Here is a 17,170-nt window from a genome sequence, read left to right as displayed (position 1 = left end):
AAATCCTCAGATATCTTGCGGCAGGGGTTGCGGCAGGTCGTGGCCGTTCGGCCCGTCGAGCCAGTCGACCTTGGCCATCTTGCGCACCACGACGAACTCGTCACGATTGCAGCCCACGGTGCCGTAGTAGTTGAAGCCGTACGCCTGCTGGGCGTAGCCGCCGATCATGTGGGTGGGTTTCAGCACCACGCGGGTCACCGAGTTGTGGTGGCCGCCGCGGGTCTTGGTGCTCTCGGCGCCGGGCACGTTCACGATGCGTTCCTGGGCGTGGTACATCATCACCATGCCCTCCATCACGCGCTGGCTGACCACCGCGCGGGCGGTCAGCGCGCCGTTGGCGTTGAAGCACTCGATCCAGTCGTTGTCCTCGATGCCGGCCTTCTTCGCGTCGATCTCGCTCATCCACACGATCGGTCCGCCACGGCTCAGGGTGAGCATGATCAGGTTGTCCGAGTAGGTGCTGTGGATGCCCCACTTCTGATGCGGGGTGATCCAGTTGAGGACGATCTCAGGGTTGCCGTTGCTCTTCTTGCCCTTCACGTAGTCGGTGGTGCGGGTGTTGATCGGCGGCCGGTAGCTCATCAGCTGCTCGCCGAAGGCCTGCATCCAGGGGTGATCCTGGAAGAACTGCTGGCGACCGGTGATGGTGCGCCACGGGATGTACTCGTGGACGTTGGTGTAGCCGGCGTTGTACGACACATGCTCGTCTTCCAGGCCTGACCAGGTCGGGCTGGAGATGATCTTGCGCGGCTGCGCCTGGATGTCGCGGAAGCGGATCGCCTCGTGCTCCTTGGGCAGCGCCAGGTGGCTGTGGTCGCGGCCGGTGAACTGCGACAGCGCGGCCCAGGCCTTCACGGCAACGTGACCGTTGGTTTCCGGTGCCAGGCTGAGGATGACCTCGGCGGCATCGATGGCCGACTCGATCTTCGGCCGACCCAGGCTGACGCCCTCCTCGCGCACGATGTAGTTCAGCTCGCCGAGGAAATCGACTTCATCCTGGGTGTTCCAGTTGATGCCCTTGCCGCCGTTGCCGAGCTTGTCGAGCAGCGGGCCGAGGGAGCTGAACTTCTTGTAGGTGGCCGGATAGTCGCGCTCGACCACGGTCATGTTCGGGCAGTTCTTGCCCGGCTGCGGATCGACGCCAGCGGTTTTCCAGTCGGTGCCGCCGAACGGCTGGGCCAGTTCGCCGGGGCTGTCGTGCAGCAGCGGCACGGTGACCAGATCCTTCTCCACGCCCAGATGACCTTCGGCCATCTTCGAGAAAGACTTGGCGATGCCCTTGTAGATCTCCCAGTCGGAACGCGCTTCCCAGGCCGGATCGATCGCTGCCGACAGCGGGTGAATGAAGGGGTGCATGTCCGAGGTGTTCATGTCGTCCTTCTCGTACCAAGTCGCGGTCGGCAGAACGATGTCGGAATACACGCAGGTCGAGGACATGCGGAAGTCGAGCGTGGTGACCAGGTCGAGCTTGCCGATGGCGCCGTCTTCCTGCCATTCGGCCTCGAGCGGCTTGAAGCCGTCGCGCTTGCCGAGGTCCTCGTTCATCACGCCGTTCTTGGTGCCCAGCAGGTACTTGAGCATGTACTCGTGGCCCTTGCCCGAGCTGCCCAGCAGGTTGGAGCGCCAGATGAACATGTTGCGCGGGAAGTTTTCCGGGCTGTCCGGCTGCTCGCAGGAGAAGCGCAGCGAGCCGTCCTTGAGCGACTGGGTGACGTAGTCCACCGGCGACATGCCGGCCGCTTCGGCATCACGGCAGATCTGCAGCGGGTTGCGGTTGAGCTGCGGCGCGCTGGGCAGCCAGCCGGCGCGTTCGGCACGGATGTTGTAATCGAGCATGTGCTCGGGGAACTGCGATTTGTCGGCCAGCGGCGAGAGCACTTCGTGCATGCTCATCTTCTCGTGGCGCCACTGCGAGCTGTGGTTGTAGAAGAAGCTGGTGCCGTTCATCTGCCGCGGCGGACGGCTCCAGTCGAGGCCGAAGGCCAGCGGCAGCCAGCCGCACTGCGGACGCAGTTTTTCCTGACCCACGTAGTGAGCCCAGCCGCCTCCGGTCTGGCCCACGCAACCGCACAACATCAGCATGTTGATCAGGCCGCGGTAGTTCATGTCCATGTGGTACCAGTGGTTCATCGCCGCACCGACGATGATCATGGAACGGCCATGGGTCTTGTCGGCGTTGTCGGCGAATTCGCGGGCGATCTGGATCGCCTTTTCGCGCGCCACGCCGGTGATGACTTCCTGCCAGGCCGGGGTGCCCGGCACGCTGGCGTCGTCGTAGCTCTTGGCGACGTTGCCGCCCCCCAGACCACGGTCGATGCCCAGGTTGGCGGCCATCAGGTCGAACACGGTGGCGACCTTGGTGGTGCTGCCGTCGGCCAGGGTGATGCTGCGCACCGGGACGCGGCGCAACTGGATGCTCTCACCTTCGGCGTGCTGGAAGTGCTCGTGGAGGATGCCGCCGAAATACGGGAAGGCGACCTCCGCCGTCTCCCCGCCCTCGATCTGGGTCAGGGCGAGGTCGACGTCGCGGCCGTCCTTGCCTTCGCGGGCTTCGATGTTCCACTTGCCCTTCTCGCCCCAGCGGTAGCCGATGGAGCCGAGCGGCGAAACCAGCTCGCCGGTGCTGCCGTCGACGGCGATGGTCTTCCACTCCGGGTTGTTGTCCTGGCCGAGGTTGTCGGCCAGGTCGGAGGCGCGCAGGAAACGGTCGGCAATGTAGCTGCCGTCCTTCTCGTTCAGGCGCACCAGCACCGGCAGGTCGGTGTAGCGCTTGGCGTAGTCGTGGAAGTACGCGCTCGGCGTCTCGAGGTGGAATTCCTTGAAGATGACGTGGGCGAAGGCCTGGGCCAGCGCGGCGTCGGTGCCCTGCTTGGGGTTGAGCCAGAGGTCGGTGAGCTTGGCGACTTCGGCGTAGTCCGGGGTGATGGCGACGGTCTTGGTGCCCTTGTAACGGACTTCGGTAAAGAAGTGCGCGTCTGGGGTACGGGTCTGCGGGACGTTGGAGCCCCAGGCGATGATGTAGTTGGAGTTGTACCAGTCGGCCGACTCCGGCACGTCGGTCTGCTCGCCCCACACCTGTGGCGAGGCCGGTGGCAAATCGCAGTACCAGTCGTAGAAGCTCAGACACACGCCACCGATCAGCGACAGGTAACGGCTACCGGCGGCGTAGGAAACCATCGACATGGCCGGGATCGGCGAGAAGCCGATGACGCGGTCCGGGCCGTACTGCTTGACGGTGTAGACGTTGGCCGCAGCGATGATCTCGTTGACCTCCTCCCAGCTGGAACGGATGAAGCCGCCCATGCCGCGCTTGCTCTTGTAGGACTCGGCCTTGACCTTGTCTTCGACGATGCTGGCCCAGGCGTCCACCGGGGCCATGCTGGCCCGCGCTTCGCGCCAGAGTTTGAGCAGCGGTTTGCGCACCTTGGGGTATTTGAGGCGGTTGGCGCTGTAGATGTACCAGCTGTAGCTGGCCCCACGCGGGCAGCCGCGCGGCTCGTGGTTGGGCAGATCGTTACGAGTGCGCGGGTAGTCGGTCTGCTGGGTTTCCCAGGTGATCAGGCCGTTCTTCACGTAGATCTTCCAGGAGCACGAACCGGTGCAGTTCACTCCGTGGGTGGAGCGCACGATCTTGTCGTACTGCCAGCGCGAACGGTAGACGTTCTCCCAGTCGCGGGATTCGATACGGGTTTCGCCATGACCGTCGGCGAACTCGCCTTGCTTGCGATTGAAGAAGCGCAACTGGTCGAGTAGATGGCTCATCTTTTTCTCCTTTACGGACGCCAGCGACTGGCGTCCGCGTTACAAATCAGGCATTGCCGGCACGCATGCACCGGCAATGAATGGCTACTTGCCGACGGCAGCCTGTTCGGCGATTGCCAGGTCGACGGATGACACGAAGTACTCTTCGGCGAAGGCGCCTTCAGGCTCCTTCAGCCAGAAGAAGCAGATGACGAAACTGAGCAATGCGCCGGTGGCGATGATCAGGAAGAACTGCGAAGGCGTAACGAAGGTGTAGAGGGTCAGATAGAACACCGCGCCGACGTTGCCGTAGGCACCGGCCATGCCGGATATCTGGCCGGTGATACGGCGCTTGATCGAGGGGATGATGCCGAAGGTGGCACCCTCCGCTCCCTGCACGAAAACCGAGCAGAAAATAGTGATGACCACGGCAATGAACAGTGGCCAGCTAGAGCCCATCAGCCCCATCAGCAGAAAACCCAGGGCGATGCCGAGCATGTAGGCCAACATCACGAAACGGCGATTGCCGAAACGATCGGAGACCAGGCCGCCGATGGGCCGCGCGAGCAGATTCACGAAGGCGAAGGAGGCTGCAATGATCCCCGCCGTCGTGGCCGAAAGCCCCCAGGTCAACTCGAAGAACATGGGCAACATCGACACCACGGCCAATTCCGCGCCGAAGTTGGCGAAGTAGGTAGAGTTCAGCGCCACCACCGAGTTGAACGGGTATTTGTCGTCCTCCGGTACGCCCTTGCGCAGAATCGGCACGTTGACCCGCAGGATCTGCACGATCTGGTAGAGCACCACCAGCACGATCACGCCGTGACAGGCCCAGGCCCAGCTGGCTCCTATGTAACCCATCTTCTCGATGCGCCAGACCAGCACCGAGAGGACACCGACCATGGGAATGGTCCAGATGATCAGCTTGAACATGTCGCCCCAGCTGCTGACCTCCATGGCCGCCACCCTGCGCGGCTTGTGCTGCACTGTGCCCGCCGGGCCATCGGTGATCGCGAACCAGTAGAACACCCCGTAGGCCGCCATGATCAGCGCCGTCGTAGTAATCGCGTAGCGCCAGCCGTCGTCCCCTCCGAACGCGTGCAACGCGATCGCGGGCAGGCTCATCGCCGCCGCAGCCGAACCGAAGTTGCCCCAGCCGGCATAGAAGCCTTCGGCGAAGCCAATATCCTTGGGTTTGAACCACATGGCGGTCATGTGAATGCCGACCACGAAACTGGCGCCGATCGAGCTCAGCACCAGCCGCGAGATAAGCAGTTGCACCCGCGAGTCGCCCATGGCGAAAGTGATCGCCGGCACCGCCATGGTCACCATCAACACGGAAAACACCCGCCGTGGGCCCCATTTGTCCAGCGCCATGCCCACCAGAATCCGCGCGGGAATGGTCAGCGCCACGTTGGCGATGGCAAACAGTCGCAAGTCGTCGGCGGTCAGCCAGTTCGCGCTCTTGAGCATGCTGGTGGCCAGCGGCGCCATGTTGAACCAGACGAAGAAACAGATATAGAAGGCGATCCAGGTCAGATGCAGCGCTCTTATTTCCGGCTGCCGGTATTTGAACAGATCAGAAACTTTCATTACGACTCTCCCCCACTCAAAGAACGGCTGGACAGGCCTGAATAAGCACAGGACAAGTTGCACGCCTGGCCAGGAATGAACTGACGCTACCGAAAGTCATGAAGTTGAATTCCTCGACCAGCGCATCTATCGACTGGCCGATTACATTTCCGTCCGGTTCGTGACTACGCCGGGCAATCACCAGAAGGTCGGGAGTCAAGTTCTGTACGGCCTTCAGGATCACCTTGCGCGCATCACCTTCACCGACAATCACCTCGACATCGAAACCTTGTTCGCTGACGCTCTCAGCGGTTTCACGAACGGCCGCGGTAAACTTTTCCCTGGCTTGCAGATAATTGCTCTCACTTGAACTACTGGTGTCCAGATTTTGTTCAACCACAGCAATCAGAATGATCATTGGCTGCAACTTTCCGAACATATCCAGGGTGCGTTTCAGTGCGAGCCGCGCATTACGCGAATCGTCATAGGCAAACATGATGTTCATGGACTTCGCTCCAATGGCTGGCTTGTCGATCAGGGGTTCTTCACATAAGCGTTGGGGCGCAGGTAGAACCACCAGTTGAGGACCAGGCACAGCACGCAGAAGACGGCGAAACCGTACATCGCCAGTTCCGGTGCGCCGGCCTTGATCTGATTGCCGATCACCATTGGCGCGACGAAGGAGCCATAGGCGGCCACGGCCGAGGTCCAGCCCAGCACCGGGCCGGCCTTGTCGCGGTCGTAGATCACGCCGATGGTGCGGAAGGTGGAACCGTTGCCGATTCCCGAGGCGGCAAACAGCACCAGGAACAGGATGATGAAGGCGAAGAAGAAGGTTTCCGGTTGGGTCGAGCCGTAGGCCTGTTGCATCACGTAGCCCAACGCCACCGAGGACGCGATCATGACCACCGAGATCACCTGGGTGACGATCGAGCCGCCGAGCTTGTCGGCGATCCAGCCGCCGAAGGGGCGAGTCAGCGCACCGATGAAAGGACCGATCCAGGCGTAGGTCAGCGCACTCGGCGCGTTGGGGTTGACCACGCGGCTCACGCTGCCATCGGCGGCGACTTCGCTGACGTAACCGAAGATCACCGTGATCGACAGCGGCAGTGCCATGGAAAAGCCGATGAAGGAGCCGAAGGTCAGGATGTACAGCACGCTCATCGACCAGGTGTGCTTGTCGCGGAAGATCTCGAACTGGCGCTTGATGTTCGGCTTGATGCTGCCCGGCAGCATGCGCAGCAGACCCAGCGTCGCAATCATGATCAGCGGCATGGCCAGCCACATGTTCAGCACGCCCAAACCGAAGGGCTTGGGCAGGTACAGGTAGAGACCCGCCGCGGCGGTCAGGAAGCCAACGCCATAGAGACCGAGAATCTTGCCGAAAGCCGCCAGGGTATGGCCCGGGTTGGGCGTGATCGGCAGCAGGTTGTTCATGCCGAACCAGCCGATGATGGCCAGCGGCACCAGCAACAGCATCCATACCCAGCCGGCGTTCTGGATCCAGGTATCGGAACCCGCAGGAATCCGCCCTATCAGCGTGCCGCTGTCCTTGACCAGGGCCATGGGCTCACCGCCGATCGCGCCGAATATGCCTGCCGTCATCACCAGCGGGATGACGATCTGCATGGTGGTCACGCCGAAATTGCCGAGCCCGGCATTCAAGCCCAGCGCCAGCCCCTGCTGGCTCTTGGGAAAGAAGCCGCTGATGTTGCTCATGGAGCAGGCGAAGTTGCCGCCGCCGATCCCCGAAAGCAACGCCAGCAACTGGAAGACCCAGAGCGGCGTACGGGTGTCCTGCAGAGCGATGCCGGCGCCCACCGCCGGGACCATCAGCAACGCGGTGGTGAGGACGATGGTATTGCGCCCGCCGGCGATACGGATCATGAACGACGCGGGGATGCGCAGCGTCGCGCCCGCCAGGCCGGATATGGCGGTAAGGGTGAACAGTTGCGCCGGCTCGAAGGGAAAGCCCAGATTGAGCATCTGCACCGTGATGATTCCCCACATCAACCAGACCGCAAAACCCAACAACAAGCTGGGTATGGATATCCAGAGATTGCGGGTCGCGATTCTTCTACCGGTGGATTGCCAGAACTCGGCAACTTCCACGTCCCACTTTCGGATATTGGTCATAACTGCCTCGCTCCGTTAAATGCAATCCGGGCAGGAGGCTACGGCCAGCTATGGCCGGTTAAACTTGACCATGGTCATCATTGATTTATATGCAAGAGCCAGATAACAACGAACTACCCACTTCGATATACCCAATTAATTCCAGGCAAAGCGACTGTTTACGGGAGTTCAGGATCGAATTCGACACCGCTGAATAAATGGGTAGCGTCAATTTAACGCGTTGGGAGTATCCCGCCGCCCATAGTAAAAACAATGACCAGCGAGTAACGTGGCGACACCAGATAAATGAGGACGAGTCGTGAGCCATTCGGATATAACTCACTCGCCCTTGCGGAACTCGATCGTTCAGCACACCACGCTGGCGTTCATTCTCGTTATAGGGGTCACCCTTTGCAGCATGCTCGGCGGCATGTATATGGCCGACTCCATACAGGGAGATGCCGAAGCCTTGAACAAGGCCGGCAGTCTGCGCATGCAATCCTACCGGCTGGCCCTGCTCGCGCTGGAGAACGAGGAGCAGCTGCTGCAGGAACACATCGCGAAGTTCGAACAGACACTGCTGGATTACTCCCTGGCCCGGGCGATAGGCAACGACCCGGCCAGCACCCTGCATCGCCTGTATGGCAAGGCCGTCGAACGCTGGCGCGATTCGATGCTGCCGCTGCTACAGAACCAACCGCGTCAGATACGCGCCTTTCGCGCCGAGGTGCCGGTTTTCGTCAATGAACTGGACCAGTTCGTCCACGCCCTGCAGGTCAAATCCGAGGGCAAGCTGGCGGTGATTCGAGGCCTGCAGATCGGCACGCTGCTGTTCACCGTGCTGATGGCCTTCTTCGTGCTGCTGGGCGTATACAGCAACCTGATCACCCCGCTCCGCGAACTGACGCGCCTGGCCCAGCAGATAGGCCGTGGCGATTTCCGCAGCAAGGCCTATTACGAGGCGCGCAACGAGCTGGGTCTGTTGGCCAGGGCTTTCAACAAGATGAGCGATGAACTGGCCGACCTCTACGATCACTTGGAACGCAAGGTCGATGAGAAGACCGCTCAGCTGCAGCGCAGCAACAATTCGCTGGAGCTGCTGTTCAACAGCGCCCGCAGCCTCTATCGCAGCTCAGCCGACCCCATTCCGGAGCTGGCCAGCCTGCTGCTGCCGGTCCAGCGCTCGCTGGGTTCGGGGCCGGTGTCGTTGTGCCTCAACCACGCCTCGCAGAAGACCTGTTTCAGCGCCCATACGGCAGTCAGTGCGGAGCGTCAGCCACCCCACTACTGCCGACTTCCCGATTGCGAGCAGTGCCCGGTTCACGCAGGCGACGGCAAGCTCGCAGGCGGCACCGAACTGATCAATTTCGCCCTGCGCTCGGGCAACAGCGAATTGGGCACGCTGCGCGTCGAACAGCCGCAAGGGGTGGCGCTGGAGCCCTGGCAAGAACAGTTGCTCAGCGCGGTGGCGGAGCTCTTCGCCGCCTCCCTCGGGCTGAGTCAGCTGGGCCAGCAACAGGCGCGCCTGGCACTGATGGAAGAGCGCGCTGTCATCGCCCGGGAGCTGCATGACTCCCTCGCCCAGGCGCTGTCGTATCAGAAGCTGCAACTGAGTCGCTACAAGAAACAGATCGCCAGCGGCCACCCGAAGGCCGAACTGGATGCCACCCTGGCGGAGATCCAGGACGGGCTGAACGCTGCCTACCGGCAGTTGCGCGAACTGCTCACCACCTTCCGCATCAAGCTGGACATGCCGGGGCTAGCCGCCGCGGTGCGTACCACGGTGCTCGAGTTCAGCAGCCATTCGGGCGTGGATATCTGCCTGCGCTATGCACTGGAGCATTGCCCGCTGTCCCCCAACGAGGAAATTCACTGCCTGCAGATCATCCGCGAGGCGTTGAGCAACGTCATCAAGCATGCCCAGGCGGCGCGCTGTGATCTGTGGCTGCATCAGGACAAGCACGGCCTGGTGCATATCTGCGTCGACGATGATGGAATCGGCATCGACGTGAACAAAAGCCCCAACGGCCATTACGGCCTGAGCATTCTCGCCGAGCGCGCCGGCAGCCTGCATGGCCGTCTGAAGATCGGCCGGCGCCGTGAAGGCGGCACGCAGGTGCATCTGCAGTTTCTGCCGGCCTACCGCCGCATCCCCTTGCAGCAGGAGATTGAAACCACGTGAACGACGAAGACAAGACCCGCATTCTGCTGGTCGACGACCATCCCATGATGCGCGGCGGCATGCGCGCCCTGCTGGCCATGGAAGACGACCTGCTGCCAGCGGCGGAAGCCGGTACCGGTGCCGAAGCCCTGCGGCTGGCCTGCGAACTGGAGCTGGACCTGATTCTGCTCGACATGAACATGCCGGGCATGGACGGCCTGGAAACCATTCGACAGCTACGTGCGGCCGGCGTTGAAGCGCGCATCGTCATCTTCAGCGTCTCGGACGATCACGCCAACGTGCTGGCGGCCCTGCGCGAAGGCGCCGACGGGTATCTGCTCAAGGACATGGAGCCCGAAGAACTGATCAGCCAGATTCGCCTCGCCGCACTGGGCAAGCTGGCGTTGAGCCCCGAACTGACCCGGGTGCTCGCCGAAGCGATCCGCGAACGCCCCAAACCAGGCCACGGGGTGCCGATGGCCAGCCTGACCAAGCGCGAGCGAGATGTGTTGCGGCTGATCGCCAAGGGCCAGACCAACAAGATGATCGCGCGCAAGCTGGACATCAGCGAAGGAACCGTCAAGGTCCATGTGAAAAACCTGCTGCACAAGCTGGGATTGCGCTCACGCGTCGAAGCCGCCGTATGGGTTCTCGAACACGAACGAATACGAAACTGAAGGACCTGCCCTGCCACGCTGAACGGGCTGTCAGCCCGATCTCTGCAGGGAGCTTCAGCAGCCATCCAGCAAGCGCTGCGGCAAGAACGCAGCGCGCTTGCCTGCCCGTCAAAAATATTCGTGATCAAGTTCAAATCGCGTCAATTGAGCGCTTTTCGGCCCAATTGTCGCACCTTGACGGCAATCAATGGCAAAGATCATAAGCAGCCTATCTTTCGCTCCAACACAACCAAGGAGCACTGCCATGAGCCACCCCAGTCCATCCCGCCTGTCCCTCGCCCTGCTGGCTGCCGGTCTCGCCTGCAGCTCGGCGGCCACGGCTGACGAGCAGTTCAGCTCGCTGTTCACTGACGCCAAGCCCATCTTCGACCTGCGCTATCGCTACGAGCACGTCGACCAGGACAACAGCCTGAGCAACGCCAACGCACAGACATTGCGTACCCGCTTCGGCCTGCAGAGCGGCAGCTGGTACGGCTTCTCCGGGCTGATCGAAGTCGACAACGTCAGCCGCCTCGGCGATGCCGCCTACAACAGCACCCGCAACGGGCAGAGCGATCATTCCACCGTGGTCGACCCCGACGGCAGCGAGGTCAACCAGGCGCTGCTGCGCTATGACCACACCCTGGGCAGCGCGGTGGTCGGTCGCCAACGCATCAACCTCGACAATCAGCGTTTCGTCGGCGGCGTCGGCTGGCGGCAGAACGAGCAGACCTACGACGGCATGCTCGGACAGCTGAAACCATTCGATGGGCTGACCCTGACCTACGCCTACATCGACAACATCAACACCATCTTCGGCCCGGACGACAACCGCTACGACAACCGCAGCAACCCGGCCAACATCGAAGGCCACAGCCACCTGATCAACGCCCAGTACGTGCTGATGCCCGAGCTGACGGTCACCGCCTACAGCTATCTGCTGGGGCTCGACAACATCGCCAGCAGCGCCGCGGCGGATTTCGGCACCCTCTCCAGCAAGACCCACGGCTTGCGCCTCAACGGCAACCTCTCGGGTGTCAGCTATGCCCTGGAATACGCACAGCAGCGCGACTACGCCGGCAACCCACTGGAGCTGAGCAGCGAGTACTACCTGGCCGAGTTGGGTTACACACTCAAGGGCGTGGCACTCAAAGGCGGAATGGAGATCCTGGGAGGTGATTCCGGCCCCGGCAACCGCGCCTTCCAGACCCCGCTCGCCACCAAGCACGCCTTCCAGGGCTGGGCCGACAACTTCCTGCTCACGCCTGAAAAAGGCATCAAGGACGCCTATCTGGGCGGCAGCATGCCTCTGCTGGGCGGCACGTTGCAGGCCTGGTATCACGACTTCCGCGCCGAACGCGGCAGCGAACAGTACGGCACGGAGATCGACGTCGGTTACAGCCGCCCCGTTCCGCTGCTGAAAGGCCTGGTCGCCACCGTCAAATACGCCGCGTACGACGCGGACGACAACGGCGTCAACACCGATAAGTTCTGGGCACAGCTGCAATACAGCTACTGATGAAATGGGCGGCCTGCCCTAGGGACTGTTGCCATTTCGGCGCGAACCGCGTTGCTGCGGCAAATGGCAACAGTCCCTAGTCGCAGGCCGCCGAATCGACCATGGATCGCGCCGCCAGCCTGCTGGCGACACCTGCAGAAGGATGTTTTGATGATTCGATATTTGCTGAGCCTGTCACTGGCGCTCGGTCTGCTCACCTGTAGCCAGCCGGGCCAGGCGGCGATAAGCGATGCGGAAGCGGTGAACCGCGCCGGCATGCAACGCATGCTGAGCCAGCGTATCGCCAAGAGTTACCTGATGCTGGGTACCGAAACGCGGGCGGAGGTCGCTGTCATCCAGCTCGACCAGAGCATCGCCGACCTCGAAACCAACAGCCAGCTGCTGCAAGAATATGCACCGACCGCGCCGATACGCGCCGCGCTGAGCGAGGCCAGCGAAACCTGGCAGCGTTACCGCGAAGCCGTGCTGACCAGCCCCAACAAGGAGCGTGCTCTGCAGGTTCTGCAGCTCAGCGAACAGGCTCTGGAGCAGAACGAAAAGCTGGTGAAGCTGATCGAGCAGCATACCGGAAACCAGGTGGCCCAACTGGTCAACCGCAGCGGCCGCCAGCGCATGCTCAGCCAGCGCATCGCCAAACTGTACCTGGCCATGAGCTGGCACCTCCCGGTGGAACAGCTGCGCACCGAGTTCGATGCCGCCGTCCAGGAATTCGACCAGGGCATCAAGGACCTGCGTGGGGCGCCACAGAACACCACAGAGATCAACCAACGTCTCGATCAGATCGCCACGCAATGGCGCTTTGCCCAGGCCGGCTTCAGCCTGGCGGACGATTCGCGCTACGTGCCGACCGTCATCGTCACCACCACCGAGACACTGCTTGGGAAGGTCAACGAGCTGACCGGACGCTACGAGGAGCTGGCCAGCGCCAGATGATAGGCATCTGATACCGAGCCGTTACGAATGCAGGATGCTCGCCTCATCCATGGCTGGGCGCGAAGATGACTGGCGCCGCGGCGAGCAATCGCCCGCTTCTTCGCCTCGCTTCACGCCCACGCGGCTCACTCCTGACGGCCTTCCGCGCGAAGCTGGCCGGCATCGGCCACGGTTTTGCGGCGCAACAGCGTGAGCACCCAGACGAAGAAGATCGGAACGAACACCACGCCCAGCAGCGTCGCGCTCAACATGCCGCCAATGACACCCGTGCCGATGGCGCGCTGGCTCGCCGCACCGGCGCCGGTTGCCAGCGTGAGCGGCACGACGCCGAGAATGAAGGCCATGGAAGTCATGATGATCGGCCGGAACCGCAGGCGTGCGGCCTCGATCGCCGCGTCGCGCAACGAACGTCCCTGTGCATGCAGATCCTTGGCGAACTCGACGATGAGGATCGCGTTCTTCGCGGACAGACCGATGATGGTGATCAGGCCGACCTTGAAGTACACGTCATTCGGCATGCCGACCGCCGTCACGGCAAGCACCGCCCCCAGGGCGCCCACTGGCACGATCAGCATGACGGCCAGGGGAATCGCCCAGCTCTCGTATAGCGCCACCAGCAACAGGAACACTACGAGGATGGCCAGCGCAAACAGCTGTGCCGCCTGGCCGCTGGCGACCTTTTCCTGATAGGACAGCCCGGTCCATTCGTAACCGATGCCCGCCGGCAGTTCGGAAGCGATCCGCTCGAGCTCGGCCATCGCTTCACCGGTACTGATACCAGGCACCGCATCGCCCGTGATGCGAATGCTCGGGTAGCCGTTGTAGCGCGCCAACTGGACCGGTCCTTGCTCCCAACGGGTCGTGACGAAGGCGCCCAGCGGCACTTGCTCGCCACTGCTGTTGGGAACGTAGAGTTTCAGAACGCTCTCGGGAGTCATGCGCTCGCCCTGCTCGGCCTGCACGACCACGCGCTGCTGGCGACCCGCGTTCGCGAAGTCGTTTATCACCGACGAGCCGAACGCGGCGGACAGCGCGCTGCTGATGGCTTCGAAACCCACCCCATGGGCCTGGGCCTTTTCTCGGTCGATCGCCAGACGCAACTGTGGCGCTTCGGCCAACCCCTCCATCATCGCGTAGAGAATCTTCGGATTGCTGCTGGCCTGGGCCAGCAGCGTATCGCGGGCCGCGAGTAAGGCGTCGCGGCCCAACCCGCCACGATCCTGCAGACGCAGCGCAAAACCACCCGAGTTGCCCAGCCCTTCGACGGGCGGCGGCGTGACGGCCATGATTGCCCCGTCGTTCAGCGAAGCGAAGCGTGCATTAACCGCTGCGGTTTCATCGTCGGCCGACTGGCCCTCGCCACGCTCGGACCAATCCTTGAGGGTCGGGAACGCCAGCGCCGCGTTCTCGCCCATGCCGGAGAAGCTGAAGCCCATCACCAGAAAAGCCGAACTCACGGCCTCGCGGCTGGCCAGGAACTGCTCGAGCTGCTGGCCGGTCGCATCGGTGCGAGCACGGGTTGCGCCCGGCGGCAGCTGGATGTCGACGATCAGGTACCCCTGGTCTTCCACCGGCACGAAGGACTCGGGCAGGCGCAGATAAGCGAACCCCAGCAGCAGCACGACACCCAGATAGATGAACATGACGCGCCCCGCCCGGCGCACCAGACGACTGTTGAGCGCCGTGTAGCGCCCGGTCAGACGCGCGAACAGACGATTGAATGCACCGAAGAAACCGCGCTTCTCATGGTGCCCTTGCGCAACGGGCTTGAGCAGGGTGGCGCACAGTGCCGGGGTGAAGGTCAGCGCCAGGAAGCCAGAGAACAGGATCGAGACCGCCAGCGACAGCGAGAACTGCTGGTAGATCACCCCCACCGAGCCGGCCATGAACGCCAGGGGCAGAAACACCGCCGAGAGCACCAGGGTGATACCGACGATGGCACCGGATACCTGCCCCATGGCCTTGACGGTGGCGGCACCGGGGGAAAGCCCCTCCTCGGCCATGATGCGCTCGACGTTTTCCACGACCACGATGGCATCGTCCACCAGGATGCCAATCGCCAGGACCATGCCGAACATGGTCATCATGTTCACCGAGAAGCCCAGCAGGTACATCATCATGAGCGTGCCCAGCAGGCACACCGGCACCACGATCGCGGGGATCAGCGTGTAGCGCACGTTCTGCAGGAACAGAAACATGACGAGGAACACCAGCACCATGGCCTCGGCCAGGGTCATGATGACCTTCTCGATCGCGACCTCCACGAATCGTGAGGTGTCGTAGGGCACCGAGAATTCGATGTTTTCCGGGAAATTCACCGACAGCTCTTCCAGGCGCTGCTTGACCGCCTCGGCTGTCTGGATTGCGTTGGCACCCGGCGACAGCTGGATGGCCCCGGCGACGGCAGGCTCCCCGTCCAGCCGTGAGGCGAAGTTGTAGTCCTGGCTGCCCACCTCGATGCGAGCCACGTCGGCCAGCGTCACGCTGGAACCGTCCAGATTGGCGCGCAGCACCACACGGCCAAACTCCTCCGCGTCATCCAGCGTGCCTTTCACCGCCAGGGTGGCCGTCAGCTCCTGCTGACCGAGGGCCGGCGAGCTGCCGAAACTGCCCGCCGGAACTTGGATGTTCTGCGCCCGTATCGCGGCGCTCACATCATCGATGGACAAGCCATAGCCGACGAGCTTCTGCGGGTCGATCCAGATCCGCATTGCCGCTTCCGAGGCGAAGAACTGGAGCTTGCCCACGCCTTTCACACGACGCAGCTCGTTGTTGATGTTGCGCGCGGCGTAGTCGGCCAGTGCCGTGGTGTCCGACGCTCCCCCGCCATTCTTGTAACGCAGCGCGTAGATCAGCAGAAACCCGGCACTGGCCTGCTCGACCTGAATGCCCTGGTCACGCACCGCCTGTGGCAAACGAGCTTCGGCGTTCTTGAGCCGGTTCTGCACATCGACCTGCGCCAGGTCGGGATGGGTGCCTGGCTCGAAGGTGACGGTGATCTCGGCGATGCCGTTGGAGTTGCTGGTGGACTCGAAATACAGCAGCCCCTTGGCGCCGTTGAGCTCCTCCTCGATCACGCTGGTGACCGAGTCGACCAGCACCTTCGCCGACGCGCCGGGATAGGTAGCCGTGACCGAAATCTGCGGCGGCGCGACGCTGGGGTATTGCGCCACCGGAAGCAGCGGAATGACCAGCAAGCCGGCGATGGAAATGAACAGCGCCACGACCCACGCGAAATTGGGGCGCCTGATGAAGAACAGGGACATGGTGATTCCTCGACGTGGACGGACCCTATCGGGCCGCGTCCTGTTGCTCCTGGAATGGCTGCGGAGCGACCGGGGCATCCGCCGCCAGGCCGTTTAACCCGCCAACCACGACCCGATCACCGACGTTCAGTCCGCTGCGAATCTGCCAGCGGGCTCCCTGCATGACGCCTGTCTCGACCTGGCGCAGCTGGGCGCGGTTCTGCGCATCGACGACCCATACCTGGGCGGTGCCGACGTTGTCGCGCTGGACCGCCCGCTGCGGCACCAGAATGGCCTCGTCATCCAGCCCCTGGGGAGTACGTATGCGCACGTACATACCCGGCAGCAGCATGCCGTCGGCGTTGGCGAACTCGCCGCGCATCGACAACTGGCCCGTGCTGCGCTCGACCGAAACGTCGCTGAACAGCAGCTTGCCCTTGCGCTCGTGGTCGGTGCCCTCGACTTTCAGCGTCAGGGCATCGTTTCCGCTCGCTGAAAGGCGCCCCTGCACGAGCGCATCGCGCAGACGCAGCGCCTCGGCCACCGGCTGGGTGAAGTCGGCATAGATCGGATCCAGTTGCTGGATACGCGCCATCAGGGTCGCTTCGCCCTGCCCCACGAGCGCCCCTTCGGTGACCAGCGCCCGGCCAATTCGCCCGGAAATGGGCGCCGTGACCGAGGCGTAACCAAGGTTCAGACGCGCCGTTTCCAGATCGGCCTGGGCTGACCGCCTATCCGCCACGGCACTTTGCAGCGCAGCGCGCGCACTGTCGTACTCCTGTCGGCTGACGGCTTCGAACTTGACCAGCGGCTCGTACCGTTTCACTCGCGCCTGTGTATCGAGCAGCGCGGCCTCGGCGCGCGCCAGCTGGGCTTCGGCGCGGGATACGGCGGCCTTCAGCGGGGCGGGATCGATCTGGAAGAGAAGCTCGCCGGCTGCCACCTCGGCGCCCTCCTCGAAACGCTTGCCAACCACGATGCCGGCTACACGCGCGCGCACCTCGGCCACCCGCACGGGTTCGACCCGCCCCGGCAATTCCGTCGCCAGCACCAGCGGTTCTGCCGCGACCGTAACGACCTCGACCTGGCGCGCCGGCGCGCTGGGGGCTTCATCTTCGCCACCCTTGCCACAACCGGCGGCTCCAAGCCCCGCCAGTAACATGACCACACTCAATTTCCCCAGCTTTCGCATGACACACCCGACGCGATTTTGAAGTTGCGCATGATG

Annotated in this window: 10 protein-coding genes; 4 read left to right on the top strand and 6 right to left on the bottom strand. The window is 62.9% G+C overall.

Annotation, left to right across the window (positions count from 1 at the left end):
- Positions 1 to 6: 6 nt before the first annotated feature.
- The 4 genes from EA795_RS04875 to EA795_RS04860 form a co-directional block, all read right to left on the bottom strand.
- Positions 7 to 3,762 (bottom strand): nitrate reductase subunit alpha, encoded by a 3,756-nt coding sequence (locus tag EA795_RS04875; protein ID WP_122075883.1) that lies wholly within the window; start codon positions 3,760 to 3,762, stop codon positions 7 to 9.
- Between the two features lie 84 nt (positions 3,763 to 3,846).
- Complete coding sequence (locus EA795_RS04870; protein ID WP_122075881.1) at positions 3,847 to 5,334, bottom strand: MFS transporter; 1,488 nt, start codon at positions 5,332 to 5,334, stop codon at positions 3,847 to 3,849.
- A gap of 16 nt (positions 5,335 to 5,350) precedes the next feature.
- Positions 5,351 to 5,818 (bottom strand): universal stress protein, encoded by a 468-nt coding sequence (locus EA795_RS04865; RefSeq protein ID WP_058074835.1) that lies wholly within the window; start codon positions 5,816 to 5,818, stop codon positions 5,351 to 5,353.
- Positions 5,819 to 5,847: 29 nt separating this feature from the next.
- The gene (locus EA795_RS04860) at positions 5,848 to 7,449 is read right to left on the bottom strand and encodes an MFS transporter (protein ID WP_014852938.1); all 1,602 of its coding nucleotides are present in this window, start codon (positions 7,447 to 7,449) and stop codon (positions 5,848 to 5,850) included.
- Positions 7,450 to 7,747: 298 nt separating this feature from the next.
- Between EA795_RS04860 and EA795_RS04855 the strand changes: the two genes are divergently transcribed.
- The 4 genes from EA795_RS04855 to EA795_RS04840 all read left to right on the top strand — a co-directional run bounded on the left by EA795_RS04855 (position 7,748) and on the right by EA795_RS04840 (position 12,697).
- Positions 7,748 to 9,610, top strand: a complete 1,863-nt coding sequence (locus EA795_RS04855) for a histidine kinase (RefSeq protein ID WP_240644988.1) — start codon at positions 7,748 to 7,750, stop codon at positions 9,608 to 9,610.
- A gap of 44 nt (positions 9,611 to 9,654) precedes the next feature.
- On the top strand, positions 9,655 to 10,266 hold the full coding sequence (gene narL, locus EA795_RS04850; RefSeq protein WP_240644995.1) for a two-component system response regulator NarL: 612 nt from the start codon (positions 9,655 to 9,657) through the stop codon (positions 10,264 to 10,266).
- A 244-nt stretch (positions 10,267 to 10,510) separates the two neighbouring features.
- Complete coding sequence (locus EA795_RS04845; RefSeq protein ID WP_122075877.1) at positions 10,511 to 11,764, top strand: alginate export family protein; 1,254 nt, start codon at positions 10,511 to 10,513, stop codon at positions 11,762 to 11,764.
- A gap of 150 nt (positions 11,765 to 11,914) precedes the next feature.
- Complete coding sequence (locus EA795_RS04840) at positions 11,915 to 12,697, top strand: type IV pili methyl-accepting chemotaxis transducer N-terminal domain-containing protein (RefSeq protein WP_122075875.1); 783 nt, start codon at positions 11,915 to 11,917, stop codon at positions 12,695 to 12,697.
- A gap of 125 nt (positions 12,698 to 12,822) precedes the next feature.
- On the opposite strand, the gene EA795_RS04835 is transcribed toward EA795_RS04840, so the two are convergent.
- Positions 12,823 to 15,963 (bottom strand): efflux RND transporter permease subunit, encoded by a 3,141-nt coding sequence (locus EA795_RS04835; RefSeq protein WP_122075873.1) that lies wholly within the window; start codon positions 15,961 to 15,963, stop codon positions 12,823 to 12,825.
- Between the two features lie 25 nt (positions 15,964 to 15,988).
- Positions 15,989 to 17,134 (bottom strand): efflux RND transporter periplasmic adaptor subunit, encoded by a 1,146-nt coding sequence (locus EA795_RS04830; RefSeq protein ID WP_122075871.1) that lies wholly within the window; start codon positions 17,132 to 17,134, stop codon positions 15,989 to 15,991.
- Positions 17,135 to 17,170: the final 36 nt, after the last annotated feature.

The sequence above is a fragment of the Stutzerimonas nitrititolerans genome, assembly GCF_003696285.1.
GTDB classification, from domain to species: domain Bacteria; phylum Pseudomonadota; class Gammaproteobacteria; order Pseudomonadales; family Pseudomonadaceae; genus Stutzerimonas; species Stutzerimonas nitrititolerans.
Note: the sequence above shows the minus strand (reverse complement) of the source record. Positions and strands in the feature narration are given on the sequence as shown.